This is a genomic window from Lentzea sp. NPDC036949 (genome assembly GCF_055608075.1).
The window spans coordinates 14843-36455 of record NZ_JBVJRA010000030.1; the positions used below are offsets into that span (position 1 = coordinate 14843).

Here is a 21613-nt window from a genome sequence, read left to right on the forward strand (position 1 = left end):
TCGGCGCCTGTTGAACGTTGTCCAGAATCGGGTATCTTCAACTAGAACACGTTCTAATCGGGAGGTCGGTGTGCCGGATCAGGCGTGGTCGAGGTTCTGCCGGGCGCTGGAGGAGGCAGGCCGGGTGGTGCTGTCGGAGCAGGCGCCGGACACCCCGCTCGACCGCGCGGAGGGCTACCGCTACCTCGCCCGGCTGACCCGCGAGATGCTGTACTCCTGCCTGGACAACGCCGACCCCGACTTCCCGCGGTTCCACGAGCTCGACCTGGTGAAGATCGGCGCCGACAACCCGGACAACGTCTACCTGTCCGCGAACATCCGGGGCGACCGCACCTACCGCATCACCGGGACGTGCGGCAGCATCGCTTACTTCAGCATCGGCTCGAAGGCCAACCGCTACGCCAAGGACGGCACGATGGCCTCCACCGGTGAGCTGTCCGGTGCCGACCTCGTGACCGCGCCGGACGGCACCGTCGAGATCATCGCGAGCGCACAGGAGCAGGGGCCGAACTGGCTGCCGCTGGCCCCCGACTCGACCGGTCTCGTGGTCCGGCAGACCTACCTCGACCGCACGACCGAGGTACCCGGCCGGTGGCACGTCGAACAGGTCGGCGGGCCTGCCGAGCCGGCCCCGCTGACGCCCGAGTTCCTCGCCAAGGCCCTGCACCGGGCGGCCCTGTCGGTGCACGGCACCGCGGCCACGTTCGCACACTGGACCCGGACGTTCATGGCCCGCCCCAACGAGCTGCCCGACTTCGGCCAAGAGGTGTTCCAGCGCGCGGGTGGCGACCCGGAAATCTTCTACCTGCACGGCTACTGGACGCTGCGGCCCGGCGAGGCCTGGGTGGTCGAGACCGACGTGCCCGACTGCCCGTACTGGAACTTCCAGCTGGGCAACTGGTGGATGGAGTCGCTCGACCACCGCCGCAAGATCACCGTCAACAAGCACACGGCCGTGCTCGACCGCACCGGCCGCCTCACGATCGTGGTGGCCGAGCGCGATCCCGGCGTGGGCAACTGGATCGACACCTGCGGTCACACCTCCGGCACCGCGCTGCTGCGCTGGCTCGGCGCCACCGAACACCCGATCCCGAAGTGCCGTGTCGTCGCCCTGGAGGAGCTCCGATGACGGTCACCACCGCGCTCGACGTCGACGAGCTGCTGACCGGGGCCGCTGCCAAGACCGGCCTGGACGACTTCGGCGACGACTGGTTCCGCGAACCGCTCGACGTGCTCGTCGCGAGCCTCAACGCGGAGGCCTCCCTGTCAGCGCCGGGGGTGCGGCTCACCCGGCACCGGCTCACCGCGCTGCTGGCCGACCGGCTGCGGCTGCGCGCCCTGCAGCGCGAGCACCCCGAGGTCCTCGACGTCGAGGTGCGGGTCGCCGCGGAGATCTGCGGCCTGCCGCGCACCGGTTCCACGCTGCTGCACCGGTTGCTGGCCGCGTCGCCGCAGCTCACCTCGACGCTGTCGTGGGAGGTCGCCTACCCGGTGCCGTTCCCCGGGGAGGGGCCCGATGCCGCCGAGCGCAAACGCCGTGCCCAGGAACGCATGCGGGCCTTCGCGCAGCTCTCCCCCGACTTCGGCGATCTGCACACGGTCGTGTGGGACGGGCCGGAGGAGGACGTGCTGCTGCTGGACCGGACGTTCGTGTCCATGAGCTTCGACTCGTTCTACCGGGTGCCGTCCTACGGCGACTGGCTGCGCACCGCCGACCAGACGCCGGCCTACCGCGAGCTGCGCGAGTGGCTGCAGGTGTTGCAGTGGCAGCAGGAGGGGCGCACCCGGCCGTGGGTGCTCAAGTCGCCGCACCACCTCACCGCGGTCGACACCGTGCTGGACACCTTCCCCGGCTGCAAGGTCGTGATGACCCACCGCTCACCCGCGCGGGCCGTGCCGTCGTACGCCTCGATGGTGCGCACGATGTCGTCGCAGTACAGCGAGAACGTCGACCCGCTGTGGATCGGCCCGTACTGGTCCGGCCGGTTCGCGCAGACGCTGCGGGGTTTCGCCGCGGCCCGGCAGGCCCGCCCCGAGCGGTTCGTGGACGTCCGGTTCGCCGACACCGTGGCCAAACCGCTCGTCGTCGCCCACGACGTGCTCGGCGAGCTCGGCCTGCCCGCGGGCCCGGCCGACGACCAGGCGTTCGCCGCCTACCTGCGGCAGAACCGCGCCGAACGGCACGGCGCGCACTCCTACGCCCCGGAGGACTTCGGCCTGACCGAGGACCGCCTCGAACGGGACTTCGCCTTCTACACGGAGGTCTACCCGTGATGCTCCAGGACGAGGTGGTCGTGATCACCGGCGTCGGACCGGGCCTCGGCTCGAAGCTCGCACTCCGCGCCGCCGCCGAGGGCGCCAAGGTCGTGATGGCCGCCCGCTCCACCGACGTGATGGACCAGGTGGCCGAGGAAGTGGCGGCTGCCGGCGGCGAGGCCGTCGGGGTGTCCTGCGACGTCCGCAGACCCGACCAGGTGGCGCGGCTGGTCGAGACCGCCGTCGACCGGTTCGGCACGATCACCGGCCTGGTCAACTCGGCGTTCGGCCACCCCGGTTTCGCCGACCTGCTGGACACGCCGGAGAAGGCGGTCCGGCGGTCGATGGACATCATCCTGCACGGCGCGCTGAACGTGACCCGCGAGGTCGTGCCGCACATGAAGGCCGCGGGACGCGGCTCGATCGTGAACATCGGCACGATGACCACCCGCAAGCCGATGCGCGGCGAAGGCGGCTACGCGATCGCGAAGGCCGCGATGGCCACCGCGACCCAGTTCCTGGCGCTGGAGCTCGGCGAGCACGGCATCCGCGCCAACCAGGCCGTCATGGGCTGGCTGGACGGCCCCGGCGTGCGGTTCTACCTGAAGTTCACCGCCGATGCACGCGGCGTGAGCGAGCAGGACGTCTACGACGAGATCGCCGCCCGCAACCCGCTGGGCCGCATCCCCACCGACGAGGCGTGCGCGGGTGCGGTGCTGTTCCTGTTGTCCCGCTTGGCCTCCGAGGTCACCGGTGCGACGCTCGACGTCAACGGCGGGGAGTACATGCCGGCATGACCCACCTGATCGAGTCCGTCGTCGTGGAGATCGGCGCACCCGCCGAGTTCGTCTGGCAGGTGCTGGTCGACTACGCCGGCTACCCGCAGTGGAACCCGTACACGCTGAGCGTGGCCACGACGCTGGAGGTGGACTCGCCGATCGACCTCACCCTGCCGCGGCCGGACGGCTCGCCGGGCACGTTCGTGAGCCGGGAGTTCGTGCGTTCCGTCGTCCCACCGAGGTTGTTGCGCTACGACACCGGGGACACGTTCCCGGGGCTGCTCGGGGTGCGGGACCAGTGGATCACGCCGCTGGGCCCTGCCCGGTGCAGCTACCACACCTGTGAGACCTTCAACGGCAAGTACGCCAACGCCGTGGTGGCCGCTCAGGGTGCCTACGTGAAGCAGGGTTTCGACGCCGTGGCGCACGCGTTGCGCGACCGGGTGGCCGCACTGGTCAAGGCCTGATGCCCACGAGCCACGCCCCCAAGGGCACGGGGCCCAACACGGTCTGCTCGCCTGCCCCGACAGCGAACAGGGTGATCCGCAACCGGCTGCCCGACGTCCAGATGATCCGGTTCCCGGTCTCCGACCAGCCCACAATGCTCACATCCTTGCCGAAGATGACAGCGCTTCGCCCATGAGCCGCATCGGCGATCACCTTTCCGCCCGGAACCGACCAGGCCAGGACCTCCGACTTGTTCGTGGCAGCAAGGCTCGCACTGTTCGCGGACCACACGAGCGACGAACCACCGAAGCCGAGGTTGTCGAGGACGAACGGCGGGAGGGCCTTGCCGCTGTCCGCTTCCCACAGCCGAACCGCACTTCCGGACGAGTCGACCGCTGCGAGCAAGCTGCCGTTCGGTGACCACCGCAGAGCGTCCACCCTGTTCGAGTTCTGCGCGGTGTCCAGCTCGGCACTGGAGATGAGCCGACCGTTTTCCACCCGGTGGGACACCAGGCCCCGCTCCGACGCGACAGACGCGAGCCGGCTCCCGTCAGGAGACCAGGCGACTTTTTCGACGAAGCCGCGGCGCTCGGTGAACGACGCCGTCTCCTGCAGGTCGTGCGACCGGACCTTCAGCAGGCGAACCGTCCGGTCGAAGCTGCTCACCGCAAGAGTTTCAGAACCGCGCGGCGCCCACTCCACTACGCGGACGTAGGACCTCTCACCGGAAAAAACCGCCTGACTCACGATCGGGTCGTCCTCATCGGTGTGCCAGATCCGCACCACCCCGAGCTGGTCGCCTGTGGCGATCTTGACGCTGTCTGCGGACCAGGAGATGTCGTCGAGCACACCCTGGTGCCCTGCCAACTGCCGCACGACCTTCAGGCTTGCCGCATCCCACAGGTACATCGCTCCGTCACGGTTACCGGACACCAGCCAGCGTCCGTCGGGAGACCACCGGATCAGCTCCGCGGCTTCGGCTGCGAGCCCGCTCAGGTCGCCCGCAGCATCGCTCCACGCTGCTCGTTCAACGTCCCAGATCCGCAGTGCGCCGCAGAACACGGTGGCAACGAAACGACCGTCCGATGACGCTTCCGCTCCACGGAGCGCCCGCATGGGGTAGGTGGCTGCGTCCAGGCCACTCCAGCCGAACGGAGCCAGCAAGGCGAGCACGAATGCGGCAATGCCGAGCCGGTTGGTGCGGCGAGCCCGCGGATCTCGTTTCACGGAGTCACGGAGGTGATCTCTCTGCAGGTCCTCCACCTGCACCGTCAACTGGTGGGAATCCCCGGCGAAGTGCGCGTCCCCGCGAAGTTCGACGGACTGGTGGTGCGGCAACGTGTTGATGCTTTCAGGCAGGTCCGCGACCGCAGGCAGTGCGGCACCGTCGACCAGCACCGGAGCGACGGGTCTGGCCGCGGAGAGCGCCGCCTCGATCTCGATCAGCACGTAGTCCTCCGCCCGGTCAGCACGGTCGCGCAGCAGTTCCAGCCACCGCGGCCCGATCACCACCAGCACCACGTCGCACTGCTCGATCACCTCCCGCAGACGGGGCCGGAAGTCACGGCCCAGTGGCAGGGAGTGGCTGTCGAGGAAGACCCTGTGGGTGCCGTAGTAGTCGTTCACCAGGCGGGCGTACAACCGGGTGGCGACAGGCTCGGCGTCTTCGCGCCGGTAGCTGATGAAGATCTTGGGCTTGCGGCGCAGGAGAGCGTCGTCGCCGAACCACACCACGACCAACGAGTTGACCAGCCCCAGCACGATGCCGATGACAGGACTGTAGGGCCACCCACCTTTGGTCTCCACGTACAGGAGGACCCCGGTGACGGTCGGGACCAGCAGGTTGAACAGGAAGGACGCAACCGGACCGAACGTGCCCCTGAACCAGGTCAACTGCAGTGCCGTGAAAAGGCCCGACACGACCAGAACGATCGCCGACAAGCTCTTCGAATCACCGAATTCGTCGCTGCCGAGGTGGAGGAACCACACCGCGGCCAAGAACGGGACGAGCACCACGGCCAGCCGCACGCGCAGGGTGCTGCGGACAGGTCCAGAAACCCGCTTCACACCGGATCTTCGCAACACGGGGACGACATCGGTCCTGAGATGTCGTCCGTTATCAAAATTCGTCGTCGCATGGATTCGGCAGCGGTTCACACGGCGGTCACACGGACGCGCGACCGCACGAAACGCGGAGTTCCTAGCGTCAACCGGTGTGACAGCTGACGTGGTGGAGCGCAGCCAGACTTCCGGTACCTCCGGGGAAACCCTGGAGGACTACACCCTGCGGTTCGCGCCGCGCACCTACCGCCGCTGGACGCCAGGGGTGGTGGGTGCGTCGGCGCTGGGTGGCATCGCCTACATGGCGGACTTCTCGATCGGCGCGGGCATCGGGCTGACCCACGGCACCGGCAACGCGTTGCTGGCCATCGGGTTCGCCGCACTCGTGATCTTCGTGACCGGCTTCCCGCTGGCGTACTACGCCGCGCGGTACAACATCGACCTCGACCTGATCACGCGCGGGTCCGGGTTCGGCTACTACGGGTCCGTGCTCACGAGCGTGATCTTCGCGAGCTTCACGTTCATCTTCTTCGCGCTCGAAGGCTCGATCATGGCGCAGGGCCTGCGGTACGCGCTCGGGCTGCCGCTGTGGCTGGGCTACCTGCTGTCGACGCTGGTGATCATCCCGTTGGTGGTCTACGGGATGAAGGTGCTGGCGAAGCTGCAGAGCTGGACGAACCCGCTGTGGCTGCTGCTGATGGTGGCGCCGCTGCTGTTCCTGGTCGTCACCGAGCCGGAGTCGGTGCGGCGGTTCCTCTCCTACGACGGCGGCGGCAACGGGGTCGGCACCGCCGCGGTGGTGCTGGGGGCCGGTGTCTGCCTGTCGTTGATGGGCCAGATCGGTGAGCAGATCGACTACCTGCGGTTCATGCCGCCGCGCACCGCGGCGAACAAGCGGGTGTGGTGGACGTCGGTGGTGCTCGCCGGACCGGGCTGGGTGGTCTTCGGCGCGCTCAAGCAGGCCATCGGCGTGTTCATGGCGGTCTACGTGCTGGACGCGGTCGGCGCGGTGGCGGCCGTCGAGCCGATCGAGCAGTTCACCGGCGTGTTCAAGCAGTTCATGCCGGCGTGGCTGGTGGTGCCGCTGGCGCTGGTGCTCGTGGTGCTCAGCCAGGTGAAGATCAACGTCACGAACGCCTACTCGGGGTCGCTGGCGTGGACGAACTCGTTCACGCGCGTCACCAAGCGGTATCCGGGGCGGCTGGTGTTCGTGTGCGTGAACCTGGCGATCGCGCTGGTGCTGATGGAAGCGGACATGTTCAGCTTCCTCAACAAGATCCTGAGCTTCTACTCCAACTGCGCCATGGCGTGGGTCGTCACCGTCGCCACCGACATCGCGGTCAACAAGTACCTGCTGAAGCTGTCGCCGAAGCAGCCGGAGTTCCGGCGCGGCATGCTCCACGCGGTCAACCCGGTGGGCGTGGTGTCGTTCCTGGCGTCCTCGGGACTGTCGATCGGCGTCTACTTCGGACTGTTCGGGCCGGTGGTCCAGCCGTACTCGCCGGTCGTGGCCGTGGTGGTCCCGGTCGTGGTGACGCCGCTGATGGCGGTGCTCACGCGAGGCCGGTTCTACCTGCGCCGCACCGACGACGGGATCGCGGAGCCGCTGCTGGACGCGGACGGCAACCCGAGCGGCAGCAGGTACGACTGCGTGGTCTGCGGTGAGTCCTACGAACGGCCGGACATGACCGCGAGTGCGCAGGGCGGTGAGGTCTGCTCGCTGTGCCTGAGCACGGACCGCACGGGCGCACACGTACTGCCCGCCACTACCAACGTATAGCGCACGGGGGGTCTTGCCGCAAGACCCCCGGTGTGCAGCACACTCTCCCGTCGAAGGTCACGACCTGCGGAAATCCGGCGTCGGCAGGATGCTGGAGCCCGCAGGCGAAACGGGGGAACCAAAGTTGACGTACAGCAGTTTCGTGCTCGGGCTCGACGAGGTCGACCAGGCACAGCTCGCGGTCGTCGGCGGCAAGGGCGCGCACCTCGGCGCGCTCACGCGCATCGACGGGGTGCGCGTGCCGGCCGGCTTCTGCGTGACGACGGAGGCGTTCGAACGCGTCGTGCGGGACGCGGCGGTCGGTGACCTGCTGGACCGGCTGGCCCGCCTCTCACCGGACGACCGGGAGGAGATCCGCCGGGGCAGCGCCGAGGTGCGACGGGTGCTGGAGGGCGTCGCCGTCCCGGACGAGGTGACCGCGGCGATCACCGGCGCGGTCACCCGGCTCGGCGCCGAGCACGCCTACGCCGTGCGGTCGAACGCCACGGCCGAGGACCTGCCGACGGCGTCGTTCGCGGGCCAGCAGGACACCTACCTGAACGTGGTGGGTGCGGAGGAGGTGGTCCGGCACGTCAGCCGGTGCTGGGCGTCGTTGTTCACCGAGCGGGCCGTGACGTACCGGCTGCGCGGCGGTTTCGACCACCACCGGGTGCGCATGGCCGTGGTGGTGCAGCGGATGGTGTTCCCGCGGGCGGCGGGCGTGCTGTTCACCGCCGACCCCACGACCTCGAACCGCAAGGTCGCGTGCGTGGAGGCCACCTTCGGCCTCGGTGAGGCGCTGGTCTCCGGCCTGGTCAACACCGACGTCTACCGGGTCCGCGACGGCGAGGTGCTCAGCCGGTCGATCGCCGCCAAGGACGTGGCCGTCGAGGCCCTGCCGTCCGGCGGCACCCGCGAGCAGCCGGTGGACCCGGCGCGGCGCGAGCTGCCGGCGCTGACCGACGCTCAGGTCGTGGAGCTCGTGCGGCTCGGCCGGCGGATCGAGGCGCACTTCGGCCGCCCGCAGGACGTCGAGTGGTGCCTGGCCGACGACGGGTTCCAGGTGGTGCAGAGCCGCCCGATCACCACGCTGTTCCCGGTGCCCGGCGGCGACGGCGACGGCAACGGCAACCGCGTCTTCGTGTCCGTCGGCCACCAGCAGATGATGACCGACGCCATGAAGCCGCTGGGCCTGTCGGTGTGGCAGCTGACGACACCGCGCCCGATGGTCGTCGCGGGCGGCCGGTTGTTCGTCGACGTCACGCCGATCGTCACCGCACCGGCGAGCCGTGCCGCGTTCCTGGGCGTGGCGGGCAAGTCCGACCCGCTGATGGGTGACGCGCTGCAGACCGTCGTCGACCGCGAGGGCTTCCTGCCCGCACCGGACGACACGCCGGTGCCACCGATCCCTGGCGCGACCCCGGCCACGATCGAGACGGACCCGGCGGTCGTCATCGAGCTGATCGCCGCCGCCGAGGCCTCGGTCGCCGCACTGGAACGCGACATCGCGCCGCTGTCCGGTGTGGACCTGGTCGACTTCGTCCTCGCGGACTTCCAGGAGCTGCGCCGCGTCCTGTTCGACGCGCGCAGCACCCAGGTGATCATGGCCGGCATGCAGGCGAGCTGGTGGCTCAACGGCCACCTGCACGAGTGGCTGGGTGAGACGAACGCCGCCGACGCCCTGAGCCTGTCCGCGCCGCACAACGTGACCTCGGAGATGGGCCTGGCCCTGCTCGACGTGGCCGACGCGATCCGCCCGCACCCCGAGGTCGTGGCGTTCCTGGAGAAGAGCCCCGACTCGCTCGACGGCCTGGCCGAGGTGCCCGGTGGCGCCGAGGCCCTCGCCGCGTTGAACGGGTACCTGGACCGGTACGGCATGCGCTGTGTCGCCGAGATCGACATCACCCGGCCGCGGTGGAGCGAGCGTCCGTCCACTCTGGTGCCGATCATCCTGACCAACGTCCGCAACTTCGCGCCCGGTGCCGGTGAGCAGCGCTTCGAGCAGGGCCGCCAGGAGGCGTGGGCGAAGGAGCAGGAGCTGCTGGAGCGGTTGCGCGCGCTGCCGGACGGCGAGGCCAAGGCCGCGGAGACCAAGCGGATGATCGACCGCGTGCGGACGTTCATCGGCTACCGGGAGTACCCGAAGTACTTTATGGTGAGCCGGTACTTCGTGTACAAGAAGGCGTTGCTGGCGGAGGCCCGGCGCCTCACCGGCGTGCTGGAGTCCGAAGAGGACATCTTCTTCCTGACGCTGCCGGAGTTCCGCGACGTCGTGCTGACCGGGCAGGCCGACCTCGCGCTGATCCGCAGGCGCCGCGAGGAGTTCCGCTCGTTCGAGGCGCTGACGCCACCGCGGGTGCTGACGTCGGACGGCGAGGCCGTCACCGGCACCTACCGGCGGTCGGACCTGCCCGCGGGCGCGCTGGTCGGCCTGGCGGTGTCCGGCGGCACGGTCGAGGGGCGGGCGCGCGTCCTGCTGGACCTCGCGGAGGCCGACCTCGAACCGGGCGACGTCCTGGTCACCGCCCACACCGATCCCAGCTGGTCACCGCTGTTCGTGGCCATCGCCGGGCTGGTGACGGAGGTCGGCGGGCTGATGACGCACGGCGCGGTGGTGGCACGGGAGTACGGGCTGCCGGCCGTGGTGGGGCTGGAGAACGCCACCCGGCTGATCCGGGACGGCCAGCGGATCCGGGTGAACGGGACCGACGGGTACGTCGAGCTGCTCGACTGACCCCCGGTCCCGTGCGCCGGATCAGGAGTGGTGGTGCCGCGCCGGCCTGTTCTCCCCCACTCACCGGTAGCCCCGCATTGCGGCGGTTGAGGTACGCGCCGCGTGGTGTGCTGCGGTGGAGCTCCAGAGGCGGTGCCGGGGGTGGGCTGAAGCGCTGGCCGTGCACGGCTTCGCCGACGCCGCGGGACGGTCAGCGCTTCGGGCGGCGGTCCACGATGCGCTTCATCTTCCCCACCGACCGCTCGATCCCGCCCGGCGCCACGACCTCGACGGCCACCGTCACGCCGATCGAGCTCTTCACCAGCTGCCGCAACGTCTCGCCCGCCGCACCGGGGCCGGTGTCCTCGCGGTGCTCGACCACCACGGTCAGGTCGTCGAGGTTGCCGGTGCGGTTCAGCACGCACTGGAAGTGCGGTGACAGCGCGGGGATGCGCAGGATGAGCTCCTCGATCTGGGTCGGGAACAGGTTCACGCCGCGCAGGATGATCATGTCGTCGGTGCGGCCGGTGATCTTCTCGATGCGGCGCATCGTGCGGGCCGTGCCGGGCAGCAGGCGGGTCAGGTCGCGGGTGCGGTAGCGCAGGACCGGCATGGCCTGCTTGGTCAGGGAGGTGAACACCAGCTCGCCCTCCTCGCCGTCGGGCAGCACCTCGCCGGTGACCGGGTCGATGACCTCCGGGTAGAAGTGGTCCTCCCACACGTGCAGGCCGTCCTTGGTCTCCACGCACTCGCTGGCGACGCCGGGGCCGATGACCTCGGAGAGGCCGTAGATGTCGACGGCGTGCATGTCGAGGCGGCGTTCCATCTCGGCGCGCATGTCGTTCGTCCACGGCTCGGCGCCGAAGATGCCGACCTTCAGCGAGGTGCCGCGCGGGTCGATGCCCTGGCGCTCCATCTCGTCGATGATCGAGAGCATGTACGACGGGGTGACCATGATGACGTCCGGCTCGAAGTCGCGGATGAGCTGCACCTGGCGTTCGGTCATGCCGCCGGAGACCGGGACGACGGTGCAGCCCAGCAGCTCGGCGCCGGCGTGGGCGCCGAGGCCGCCGGTGAACAGGCCGTAGCCGTAGGCGTTGTGCAGCACGTGACCGGCGCGGCCGCCGGCGGCGCGGATGCTGCGGGCCACGACCGAGGCCCAGGTGTCGAGGTCGGCCCTGGTGTAGCCGACGACGGTGGGACGGCCGGTGGTGCCGGAGGAGGCGTGGACGCGCAGGACGTCGGTGCGCGGGACGGCGAACATGCCGAACGGGTAGTTGTCGCGCAGGTCGGCCTTGGTCGTGAACGGCAGGCGGGCCAGGTCCTCCAGCGACTTCACGTCGTCGGGGTGCACGCCGGCCGCGTCGAGGGAGGCGCGGTAGTGCGGCACGTTGTCGTAGGCGTGCCGGACCGACCACCGCAGCCGTTCGAGCTGCACCGCGCGCAGCTCGTCGACCGAGGCGGTCTCGATCGGCTCCAGGTCACCGGGCCGCGGGCTCAGGTCCAGCATCAGGTCCTCCTCCAACCGTTGCCCGCACGGTAGTTGATCGCCGGAAGTACCGGTCTTTTGCACATTTCAGTCAACATCTTGCGGACTTCTGATTCAGAGTTGCACCCTGATGTCGGATCGCCGACAAAGGAGTTCGCGATGTCCCTGTCTCGTCGCACCCTGCTCAGCTCCGCCCTCGCCGTGCCCGCCCTCGACCTCCTGCCCACTGCGGCGCGTGCCGCCAGCCCGCCGGGCGACGTGGTCGGCAAGATCACCGTCGGCTACCAGGGCTGGTTCGCCTGCCGCGGTGACGGTTCGCCGATCGACGGCTGGTGGCACTGGAACGACGACTGGAGCCGGCCGCCCGCCCCGGCGACCAGCTCGGTCAAGGTGTGGCCGGACGTGCGCGACTACGCCCGCACCTACCCGACCGCGTTCGCGAACCTCGGCGACGGCCGGCCCGCCGCGGTGTTCTCCAACCACGACCGGCAGACCGTGGACGTGCACTTCGCCTGGATGCGCGACAACGGCTGCGACACCGCCGCCCTGCAACGGTTCAACCCCACCGGCGGTGAGGGTCCGGTCCGCGACGCCGTCACGGCGCACGTGCGAGCCGCCGCCGAGGCCACCGGCCGCAAGTTCTACATCATGTACGACGTCACGAACTGGCAGAACATGCAGTCGGAGATCAAGACCGACTGGCAGGCCAAGATGGCGGCGCACACCTCGTCGCCGGCCTACGCGCGGCAGAACGGCAAGCCCGTCGTCGGCATCTGGGGCTTCGGCTTCAACGACCCCGGCCGCCCGTGGGGACCCGAGCCCTGCCAGGACGTGGTGAACTGGTTCAAGGCGCGCGGCTGCTACGTCATGGGCGGCGTCCCTACGCACTGGCGCACCGAGGTCGAGGACTCCCGGCAGGGGTTCGGGAACGTCTACCGCTCGTTCGACATGATCTCGCCGTGGATGGTCGGCCGGATCGGCACCGCCGCGGACTCGGACCGCTTCCACACCAACGTGAACCTGCCCGACCAGGCCGAGTGCAACGCGCGGGGCATCGACTACCAGCCGTGCGTGCTGCCCGGTGACCTCAACGCGCGGCAACGGGTCCACGGCGACTTCATGTGGCGGCAGTTCTACAACATGGTCCGCCTTGGCGCACAAGGCATCTACATCTCGATGTTCGACGAGTACAACGAGGGCAACCAGATCGCGAAGACCGCCGAGTCGCAGGCCGACGTGCCGGTGGGGTCGGGTTTCCTGGCACTGGACGAGGACGGGACCCGCTGCTCGGCCGACTACTACCTGCGGCTCACCGGTGACGGCGGCCGGATGCTCAAGGGGCAGCTCGCGTTGACCGCCACCCGCCCGACCGTGCCGTGGGTCGGCGGACCGCCGGCGCCGGACGTGGACCTGGCGGCGGGCCGGCCGACCGCGCAAAGTTCGCAGAACCAGCACTACGGCAGCGGCAACGTGGTCGACGGCGACCCGAGGTCCTACTGGGAGAGTGCGAACCACGCGTTCCCGCAGTGGGTGCAGGTCGACCTCGGGTCCGCGGTGGCGGTGCGGCGGGCGGTGCTGACGTTGCCGCCCGACCCGGCCTGGGGACGGCGCACGCAGGTGGTCGCGGTCGAGGGCAGCGTGAACGGGCAGGCGTTCGGTCCGCTGGCCGGGGCGAGCGGGCGCGTGTTCGACCCGGCGAGCGGCAACAGCGCCACGATCACGTTGCCCGGCAGCCAGGTCCGGTACGTGCGGCTGGTGTTCAGCGGCAACACCGGCTGGCCCGCGGGACAGCTGTCGGGGTTGCGCCTCTACGCGTGACGCAGGTGGCGTTGCGCCAGCTCGACGAACGCCGCGGTGGACGGGTGCGCGGGCAGTGCGGGCCAGGCGAGGTGGACGGTGACCGGGTCGGCGTCGGTCAGCGGCAGGTACGTGACGCCCGCGTGCGGGTGGTGGTGGATCGTGCCCGCAGCCGTGACGCCGACCGTCGCCCCGGTCGCGATCGAGGTCAGCCACTCCTCCACGCCCGGCACGTCCACCGTGCGCGGGCGGGCACCGGACGGCCACAGGTCGGCGGTGGTCGTCGCCGCGGTCTCGCACACGGCCACCGCCTCGCCCACCAGGTCGTCGAGGGTGAGGGCGGTGCGGGCGGCGAGCGGGTGGTCGTCCGCCACGGCGGCCACGCGCGGTTCCTCGATCAACGCCGCGTGCTCCACGTCGGGTGACACCGGGTGGGTGCGCAGCACGGCGATGTCCGCCTCACCGCGCCGCAGCGCCGCCTCGGGGTCGTCGGCGCGGCGGATGCGCACCAGCACGTCCGGGTGCCGGGCCCGCCACTCGCGCAGGAACGGGACCGTGAACCGGCCGAGCGCCGCCCACGCGAACGTCAGCCGCAACGGCTGCGGCCGGACGGCCTCGGCGAGCGCGCTGTCGAGCTGGGTGAGGATGCGGTGGCTGTGCTCCCACAGCCGCTGCCCGCTGCCGGTGAGCGCCACGTGGCGGGTGGTGCGGTCGACGAGGCGCACCCCCAGCCGCCGTTCGAGCTGGTCGAGCGTGCGGGACAGCGCGGGCTGGGTGACGTGCAGCGACCGGGCCGCGGCGGTGATCGACCGGTGGTCGCCGATGGCGGCGAGTGCCCGCAGGTGGCGCAGCTCGACATTCATGACTGCCGATCATAAGTGCTGCACGATCGGCATTTCACCGGCGCGCGGAACGGGCTTAGCGTCGTCGGCATGAGGATTTTGCTCGTGGGAGCCACCGGACTGCTGGGCACCGCCGTGCACGAGGAGCTCGTCGCACGCAAGCACGACGTCGTCACCGTGTCCCGCACCGGCGGTGACCTGCGGTACGACGTGACCGACCCGGACCGTGTGGCCGACCTGTACGCGGCCGTCGGGCCGGTCGACGCCGTCGCGTCGGCGGCGGGCTCGGTGCCGTTCAAGCCGCTGACCGACCTGACCACCGCCGACTACCAGGCCGGGATCACCGGCAAGGTGCTGTCGCAGGTGTCGCTCGTGCGGGAGGGCCTCTCGCACGTCACCGCCAACGGCTCGTTCACGCTGATCACCGGCGTGCTCGCGCGCGAGCCGATCGTGACCGGGGCGGCGGCGTCGCTGGTCAACGGCGCGGTGGAGGCGTTCGTGCGGGCCGCCGCCATCGAGATCGCACCGCGGCGGATCAACGCGGTGAGCCCCACCGTGTTCACCGAGGCGCTCGACACCTACGGCGACTTCTTCCCCGGCATGAGGCCGGTACCGCTGGCCGAGGTGGTGCGGGCGTACGTGCGGTCGATCGAGGGGCGGCAGACCGGCCAGGTCTACGTCCCCTGACCGGACCGGCCGGAGTGGCCGGGCCCGTGGACGTGGGTGCGCAGTCCCTGCGGGTCGAACAGGATCAGCAGCTCGACCGCGTTCCCGTCCGCGCTGCCCAGCCAGTGCGGCTGGGAGGTGTCGAACTCGGCGGCCTCACCGGGCGGCAACGTCAGGTCGAGGTCGCCGAGGAGCAGCCGCAACCGCCCGTTGAGGACGTAGAGCCACTCGAACCCGTCGTGCGTCTGCGGGGTCGGCTCGGCGAGCCCGCTCGGGATGAGCATCTTGAACGACTGCACGCCACCGGGGCGCCGGGACAGCGGGATGAACGTCATCCCGAACCGGTGGATCGGGGTCAGGTGGATGCGCGGGTCACCGGTGCGCGGGGCGCCGACGAGGTCGTCCAGCGGCACGTTGTACGTGCGCGCCAACGGCAGCAGCAGCTCCAGCGTGGCCTTGCGCTGCCCGCTCTCCAGCCGTGACAGGGTGCTCTCCGAGACGCCGGTGGTCGTGGAGAGCTCGGCGAGGGTGATGCCGCGGTGCCGGCGCAGGGCGCGCAGCCGCGGCCCCACGCCGGTGAGCACGTCGTCGGTGTCCACGACCGGCATCTTGCCAGGGCAGGCCGCGGTGGCTGCCGCACCGGGCGCTAGGCCGGGTCCTCGCTGAACGGACCGCCCGGCGCGAAGGCGTGCTCCGCGAACCGCTCCCCGATCCGCCGGTGTGCCGCGGTGTCCGGGTGCAGCGCGTCCGGCAACGGCAGCTCGGCCGCGTCCTGCTCGCCGTACAGCCGCAGACCGTCCAGGTAGGACAGGTTCGGGTCGTCGTCCCTGCGCTCCACGACGGACTCCAGCGCCTCCCTGACCACCCGCAGCGTCAACCGGCCCGGCTCCGGCACCCCGGTCGCGGTGAACAGCCGCCGCCCGGACGCCAGCGCGTCGAGGTCGATCGCACCCGGACCCGGCGTGTCCTCGTGGATGCCGCAGAAGATCGGCGAGATCAGCACCAGCGGCGTGTCCGGGTGGCCGTCGCGGATCGTGTCGAGGAACCCGTGCACCGCGGGCACGAACGCGCGCAGCCGCATGGCGTCGAAGTTCACGACGTTGATGCCGAGCTTGACGCTGATCAGGTCGGCCGGACGGTCGCGCAGGACCCGCGCGGTGAACGGGTCGACCAGCGCGCTGCCGCCCAGGCCCAGGTTGTGCAGCTCGACACCGCCGTGGCGGGCGGCGACGGCGGGCCAGATCGCGGTCGGCGTGGCGGCGTTCGAGCCGTGGCTGATGGAGCTGCCGTGGTGCAGCCAGATCCGCCGGCCCGGGTCGTGCGGGCGCAGCGGGGCGTCGGCGCGCACCGCGACCAGGTCGACGACCTCGTTGTGCGGCAACCAGAACTCGATGACCTTGGTGCCCTCGGGGAGCTCGTGGCGCTCAGTGTGCGGCCGGCCGGGGACCAACCGGGCCTCACCGGTGCGCAGGTCGACCTCCTTGACGTCGCCGGCGGCGAGCACGGTGCTCGCCGCCGGCACCCCGTCCACCACGAGGTCGACGCTGCCGCGCGGCCGGTCGAGTCCGGCGTAGGCGGTGCAGGTCGGGTGCAGGACCAGCTCGACGGTGCGCGCCTCGGTCTCCGCGACCAGGCGCACACCGGACGGGTGGCTCTCCACCGACAGCAGCTGCGGGTCCGGGTACCGCTCGCGCACCCACGCGGGCAGGCGGTGCGGGCGCAGGCCGCGGTCGGTCTGCTCCAGTTCGGCGGCACCGCGCACGAGCGGCGCGACGGGTTCAGATCGGAGCGACACGGTCACCCCACGGCAGCGCCTGTTCGAGCTGGGCGGCGAGCCTGATCAGCAGCGACTCGCCGGCCAGCGGTGCGACGAACTGGACGCCCAGCGGCAGGCCGTCGGCGGTCCAGTGCAGCGGCAGCGAGATGGCGGGCCTGCCGGTGAGGTTCGCGAGCTGGGTGTAGGGCACCCAGCCGAGGTTGTCGCGGATCATGTTCTCCACGATGCCGGTGTTGCGCAGGAACCGCGCGGTGCCGGTCTTGAGCAGCACGTCGGTGGCGCGCTGCAGGTTCACCGGCAGGTCGAACGCACCGATCTTGGGTGGCGGGGTGGCCAGCGACGGCGTGAGCAGCAGGTCGTAGGTGTCGAAGAACGTGCTGAGGCGGCGGGTGTGCTCGTGCCGGCGCTGCACCGCGTCCACGTAGTCGACGCTGCTGGTCGCCCGGCCCAGCGCGGCCATCAGCAGCGTGTCGCGTTCGAACGCGATGTCCGGCGCACCGGTCTGCCGCTTCGCGTCGCCGACCTTCCAGGCCAGGTTCACGAACCAGGTCAGCAGGAAGTCGCGGGCCAGCGCGGCGTCGTCGAACGGCGCCTCCGGCAGCTCCTCGACCTCATGACCCAGCGACGTCAGCACCTCGATCGCGCCGTCGACCGCGGCGCGTGCCTCGGGGTGCGGGTTCGGGTTGATCGCCGACGGCACGCGCACGCCGATGCGCAGCTTGCCGGGTTCCTCGGTGACGCACGACGCGTAGGACGCCTCGGGCATGCCGGGGGTGAACGGCCCGTACGGCTCACCGCCGCAGATCACGTCGAGCATCGCCGCCGTGTCGCGGACCGTGCGCGAGACGACGCCCTGCACCGCCGCGCCGTGCATCATCTCGGCGGTGCCCGGTCCGAACGGCGTGAGCCCGCGCCCCGGCTTCAGCCCGACCAGGCCGCAGCACGCCGCGGGGATGCGGGTGGAGCCGCCGCCGTCGTTCGCACCGGCGCACGGCACGATGCCCGCCGCCACCGCGGCCGCCGAACCGCCGGAGGAGCCGCCGGGCGTGTGGTCGAGGTTCCACGGGTTGCGCGCGGGACCCCACACGGCCGACTCGCTGATGGCCTTGGCGCCGAACTCGGGCAGGTTCGTCTTGCCGAAGATCACCAGGCCGGCGTCGAGCCAGCGCTGCACGACCGTGGAGTGCTCGGTGACCGGGAACGACCGCAGCGACCGCGACCCGTTCGAGGTCGGCAGGCCCGCGTAGTCCTGACCGAGGTCCTTGATCAGGAACGGCACGCCGGCGAACGGACCGGTGAGGTCGTCGGAGGGCGTCGCGGGGACGTCCCTGACGATCGCGTTGAGCCGCGGGTTCACCGCGGCGGCGCGTTCCCGCGCCACGGTCAGCAGCTCGGCCGCCGACACCTGCCCGGAAGCGACCAGCTGCGCCAGCCCGGTGGCGTCGTGTTCGCGGTACTCGTCGAAGTCCACGCGATCAAGGTAACCGCTCGTCGCGCCGCTTTCTGCCGAGCGGAGCAACGCCGGGAGCTGCTACCGTTGACCGGGTAGAGATCAACCTCCTCGAAGGAGCTCGACGTGCTGGTGGGTGAAGACGACATCTCCGGGTGAGCCCGGGGTGTGACAGGCCATCGCCTCCGATGGCCGTTTCGTCGTCCCTTCTTCCACCCGCGCGGGTGGCCCGCGCGTTCGCACCTCCCGAGGTCTCACCATGTCTTCCGACGCCTACGTCGTCGTGTCCGGCCTGTCCTTCTCGTGGCCGGACGACACCGTCGTCTTCGACGATCTGTCCGTCTCCTTCCCCGGCGGCCGCACCGGTCTGGTCGCCCCGAACGGTGCCGGCAAGTCGACGCTGCTCAAGCTCATCGCGGGTGCGTTGCCCCCGGCCGGCGGCAGCGTGACCGTCGACGGCGTGCTCGGCTACCTGCCGCAGGACCTGCCGCTCACCGCGGACGTGACCGTGGCCGAGGTGCTCGGCGTCGCGGCGGTGCTGCGCGCCATCAGTGCCGTCGAGTCCGGTGACGTCGACGAGGAGCACTTCACCGTCATCGGCAACGACTGGGACCTGGAGGAACGCACCCGCGCCCAGCTCGACCGGCTGGGTCTGGGCGACCTGGCGCTGGACCGGAAGCTGGGCACGCTGAGCGGCGGCCAGATCGTGTCGCTGGGGCTGGCGGCCCAGCTGCTGAAGCAGCCGGACGTGCTGCTGCTCGACGAACCGACCAACAACCTCGACCTGGACGCCCGGCACCGGCTCTACTCGGTGCTCGACGACTGGCGCGGCTGCCTGCTCGTGGTGAGCCACGACCGGGCGTTGCTCGACCGGGTGGACCGCGTCGCCGAGCTCGACGCCGGCGAGATCCGGTTCCACGGCGGGAACTTCAGCGCCTACGAGGAGGCCGTCGCCGCCGAGCGCGAGGTCGCGGAGAAGAACATCCGCAGCGCCGAGCAGGAGGTCAAACGCGAGAAGCGGGAGATGCAGCAGGCCCGCGAACGCGCGGCCCGGCGTGCCTCGAACGCCCAGCGCACCCTCTCCAGCGCCGGACTGCCGAAGATCTTCGCGGGCACCATGAAGCGCAACGCCGAGGTGTCCGCCGCCAAAGCCGACGGCACGCACGCCGCCCGGCTCAGCGCCGCGAAGACCCGCCTCGACCAGGCGGAGCGGTCGCTCAAGGACGAGCAGCGGATCAGCCTGGAGCTGCCGCAGACCGCCGTGCCCGCCGGGCGCACGTTGTTCCTGGGCACCGGCATCCGGGTGCGGGACCTGTTCGACGACGCCGACCTCGCGATCCGCGGCCCTGAGCGGATCGCCCTGTCCGCACCGAACGGCGCGGGCAAGTCGACGCTGCTGCGGGTGGTCGAGGGCTCGCTCACGCCCGAGGCCGGTGAGGTGAAGCGCGCGGACGGCCGGATCGCGTACCTGTCGCAGCGGCTGGACCTGCTCGACGACAGCCGCACGGTGGCGGAGAACCTGGCCGCGGCCGCACCGGCGATGCCGCAGGCCGACCGGATGAACCTGTTGGCGCGCTTCCTGTTCCGCGGCGCGCGGGCCCACCTGCCGGTCGGGGTGCTGTCCGGTGGCGAACGGCTGCGCGCCACGCTGGCGTGCGTCCTGTTCGCCGAGCCGGCACCGCAGTTGCTGCTGCTCGACGAACCGACGAACAACCTCGACCTGGTCAGCGCCGCGCAGCTGGAGAGCGCGTTGAACGCCTACCAGGGCGCGTTCGTCGTCGTGAGCCACGACGAGCGGTTCCTGGGCGAGGTGCGGATCGACCGCTGGTTGCGCCTGGAGGGCGGCAAGCTGCTGGAGGCCGCTCGTGGCTGAGGCGGTGCCGGCGCAGGCGTTGGTGGCGCACGAGCTGGTGCGCGGGTTCGGTGGGCGCCGGGTCCTCGACGGGGTGTCGCTCACCGCGGCACCCGGCCGGCGGATCGGCCTGATCGGGGAGAACGGCGCGGGCAAGTCGACGTTGCTGCGGCTGCTCGCCGGGGTCGACGAGCCCGACGGCGGCCGGGTGGACCGGCCGCGGGACCTGGGTTTCCTGCACCAGGAGATGCCGTTCCCGGCGTCGGCGACGGTGGCCGAGGTGGTCGGCGACGCGCTGGCCGACGCACGCGAGGACCTCGCTTCGCTGGACCGGCTCGGTGCGCTGCTGGCCGCCGCGCCCGACGACGTGGAGCTGCTCGCGGCGTACGCCGACCAGCTGGAGGTGGCGCAGCGGCACGAGGCGTGGGACGCGGACCGCAGGGCCGAGATCGTCCTGAGTGGACTCGGGCTGGGCGGTGTGCCGTGGGAGCGCACGCTGGGTTCGCTGTCGGGCGGGCAGCGCCGGCGGCTCGCGCTGGCGGCGCTGGTGGTGCGGCGGCCGGCGGCGTTGCTGCTGGACGAGCCGACGAACCACCTCGACGACGCGGCGGCGGCGTTCCTGGAGGAGCAGCTGCGCGCGTTGCCCGGCGCAGTGGTGCTCGCAAGCCACGACCGGGCGTTCCTCGACGCGGTGTGCACGGACCTGGTCGACCTCGACCCGGCCGTGGAGGGCCCGGTCCGGTTCGGCGGCACGTACAGCGAGTACGTCGGGCAGAAGCGGGCCGACCGCGAGCGCTGGGAACGGCGGTACGCCGAGGAGCAGGAGGAGCTGACCGGGCTGCGCACCAACCTGGAGCTGACCGCGCACCGGGTCGCGCCGAACCGGTCGATGCGCGACAGCGACAAGATGGGCTACGGCGTGCGCGCGAACCGCGTGCAGAGCCAGATCTCCCGCCGCGTCCGCACCACCGCGCGGCGGCTGGAGGAGCTGGAACGCCGGGCCGTGCCCGCTCCCCCGCCCCCGCTGCGGTTCCACGCCGAGCCGACGTCGGCGGCCGAAGAGGTCCTCGTGTCGTTGCGGGAGGTCCACGTGCCCGGCCGGCTCGACCTCGACCGGCTCGACGTGCGCGAGGGCGACCGGGTGCTCGTGAGCGGTCCCAACGGTTCCGGCAAGTCCACGCTGCTGCTCGCCCTGGCCGGCCGCCTGGCGGTCACGGGGGTGCGGCGACGTCCCGATCTGCGGGTCGGACTGCTCGACCAGGACACGGTGTTCGAGCACCCGCGGCGCACCGCCCGTGCCACCTACGGGCGGGCGCTCGGGGCGGAGCGGGCGGCGCGGGTCCCGCTGGAGTCGCTGGGGTTGCTGCACCGGCGGGACCTGGGCAAGGCGGTCGGCACGTTGTCGGTCGGTCAGCGCCGCCGGCTCGCCCTGGCGTTGCTGGTGGCCGACCCGCCGCAGCTGTTGCTGCTCGACGAGCCGACCAACCACCTGTCGCCGACGCTGTGCGACGAGCTGGAGGACGCGCTGGGGCCGGGTCCGGGGGCGGTCGTGGTCGCGAGCCACGACCGGTGGCTGCGCAGGCGGTGGGAGGGCGAGGAGCTGGTCGTGGCCGCCCGGGGCTGACGCGGCCCTAGGCCGTGTTTTAGATGTGGCGTAGCCAGATGTTGATGGCGGCGATGTGGACGGTGGCCTGGTAGCGGATGGCGAGTTTGTCGTAGCGGGTG

The 21613-nt window shown here is 71.2% G+C and carries 16 protein-coding genes; 10 read left to right on the forward strand and 6 right to left on the reverse strand.

What is annotated here, in order from left to right; genetic code table 11:
- Window positions 1–70 precede the first annotated feature (70 nt).
- Genes ACZ7CD_RS39600 through ACZ7CD_RS39615 form a run of 4 tightly spaced genes read left to right on the forward strand, consistent with a single transcriptional unit; the run spans window position 71 to window position 3502 of the window.
- Window positions 71–1129 (forward strand): DUF1214 domain-containing protein, encoded by a 1059-nt coding sequence (locus ACZ7CD_RS39600; protein ID WP_470380990.1) that lies wholly within the window; start codon window positions 71–73, stop codon window positions 1127–1129.
- The gene (locus tag ACZ7CD_RS39605; RefSeq protein WP_470380991.1) at window positions 1126–2274 is read left to right on the forward strand and encodes a sulfotransferase family protein; all 1149 of its coding nucleotides are present in this window, start codon (window positions 1126–1128) and stop codon (window positions 2272–2274) included. Before ACZ7CD_RS39600 ends, ACZ7CD_RS39605 begins: the two co-directional genes overlap by 4 nt.
- A complete protein-coding gene (locus ACZ7CD_RS39610; RefSeq protein WP_470380998.1) occupies window positions 2274–3053 on the forward strand; it encodes an SDR family oxidoreductase in 780 nt (259 codons plus the stop codon). The genes ACZ7CD_RS39605 and ACZ7CD_RS39610 overlap by 1 nt, the downstream gene beginning before the upstream one ends.
- Window positions 3050–3502: an SRPBCC family protein gene (locus tag ACZ7CD_RS39615; RefSeq protein WP_470380992.1), complete on the forward strand. Its 453-nt coding sequence runs from the start codon at window positions 3050–3052 to the stop codon at window positions 3500–3502. Before ACZ7CD_RS39610 ends, ACZ7CD_RS39615 begins: the two co-directional genes overlap by 4 nt.
- Here the strand turns inward: ACZ7CD_RS39615 and ACZ7CD_RS39620 are convergent.
- Window positions 3492–5510 carry a toll/interleukin-1 receptor domain-containing protein gene (locus tag ACZ7CD_RS39620; RefSeq protein ID WP_470380993.1) on the reverse strand — a complete coding sequence of 673 codons (2019 nt, stop codon included), beginning with the start codon at window positions 5508–5510 and terminating at the stop codon, window positions 3492–3494. The two genes, ACZ7CD_RS39615 and ACZ7CD_RS39620, sit on opposite strands and share 11 nt — an antisense overlap.
- A gap of 187 nt (window positions 5511–5697) precedes the next feature.
- Here ACZ7CD_RS39620 and ACZ7CD_RS39625 point away from each other — a divergent pair, with 187 nt between their 5' ends.
- Window positions 5698–7323, forward strand: coding sequence for a purine-cytosine permease family protein (locus ACZ7CD_RS39625; protein WP_470370600.1), 1626 nt, complete (start codon window positions 5698–5700; stop codon window positions 7321–7323).
- Window positions 7324–7447: 124 nt separating this feature from the next.
- Window positions 7448–10036, forward strand: a complete 2589-nt coding sequence (gene rph, locus ACZ7CD_RS39630; protein ID WP_470380994.1) for a rifamycin-inactivating phosphotransferase — start codon at window positions 7448–7450, stop codon at window positions 10034–10036.
- A gap of 190 nt (window positions 10037–10226) precedes the next feature.
- On the opposite strand, the gene paaK is transcribed toward rph, so the two are convergent.
- Window positions 10227–11525, reverse strand: a complete 1299-nt coding sequence (gene paaK / locus ACZ7CD_RS39635) for a phenylacetate--CoA ligase PaaK (protein WP_360388671.1) — start codon at window positions 11523–11525, stop codon at window positions 10227–10229.
- A gap of 138 nt (window positions 11526–11663) precedes the next feature.
- On the opposite strand from paaK, the gene ACZ7CD_RS39640 reads away from it, so the two are divergent.
- Entirely contained in the window at window positions 11664–13322 is a 1659-nt protein-coding gene (locus ACZ7CD_RS39640) for a glycoside hydrolase family 99 protein (RefSeq protein ID WP_360388674.1), read from the forward strand.
- On the opposite strand, the gene ACZ7CD_RS39645 is transcribed toward ACZ7CD_RS39640, so the two are convergent.
- Complete coding sequence (locus tag ACZ7CD_RS39645; protein WP_360388676.1) at window positions 13313–14164, reverse strand: LysR family transcriptional regulator; 852 nt, start codon at window positions 14162–14164, stop codon at window positions 13313–13315. The genes ACZ7CD_RS39640 and ACZ7CD_RS39645 overlap by 10 nt on opposite strands.
- Window positions 14165–14233: 69 nt before the next feature.
- Between ACZ7CD_RS39645 and ACZ7CD_RS39650 the strand changes: the two genes are divergently transcribed.
- Entirely contained in the window at window positions 14234–14830 is a 597-nt protein-coding gene (locus ACZ7CD_RS39650) for a short chain dehydrogenase (protein WP_360388679.1), read from the forward strand.
- On the opposite strand, the gene ACZ7CD_RS39655 is transcribed toward ACZ7CD_RS39650, so the two are convergent.
- From ACZ7CD_RS39655 to ACZ7CD_RS39665, 3 genes are read right to left on the reverse strand one after another with little or no spacing between them, the layout of a single operon-like run.
- Window positions 14818–15417, reverse strand: coding sequence for a helix-turn-helix transcriptional regulator (locus ACZ7CD_RS39655; RefSeq protein WP_360388682.1), 600 nt, complete (start codon window positions 15415–15417; stop codon window positions 14818–14820). The two genes, ACZ7CD_RS39650 and ACZ7CD_RS39655, sit on opposite strands and share 13 nt — an antisense overlap.
- Before the next feature lie 38 nt (window positions 15418–15455).
- Window positions 15456–16604, reverse strand: a complete 1149-nt coding sequence (locus ACZ7CD_RS39660) for a GDSL-type esterase/lipase family protein (RefSeq protein ID WP_360388685.1) — start codon at window positions 16602–16604, stop codon at window positions 15456–15458.
- Entirely contained in the window at window positions 16588–18057 is a 1470-nt protein-coding gene (locus ACZ7CD_RS39665; RefSeq protein ID WP_360388688.1) for an amidase, read from the reverse strand. Before ACZ7CD_RS39665 ends, ACZ7CD_RS39660 begins: the two co-directional genes overlap by 17 nt.
- A 238-nt stretch (window positions 18058–18295) precedes the next feature.
- Between ACZ7CD_RS39665 and ACZ7CD_RS39670 the strand changes: the two genes are divergently transcribed.
- Window positions 18296–19909, forward strand: coding sequence for an ABC-F family ATP-binding cassette domain-containing protein (locus tag ACZ7CD_RS39670; RefSeq protein ID WP_360388691.1), 1614 nt, complete (start codon window positions 18296–18298; stop codon window positions 19907–19909).
- Window positions 19902–21512 (forward strand): ABC-F family ATP-binding cassette domain-containing protein, encoded by a 1611-nt coding sequence (locus ACZ7CD_RS39675; protein WP_470380995.1) that lies wholly within the window; start codon window positions 19902–19904, stop codon window positions 21510–21512. The genes ACZ7CD_RS39670 and ACZ7CD_RS39675 overlap by 8 nt, the downstream gene beginning before the upstream one ends.
- Window positions 21513–21613 lie beyond the last annotated feature (101 nt).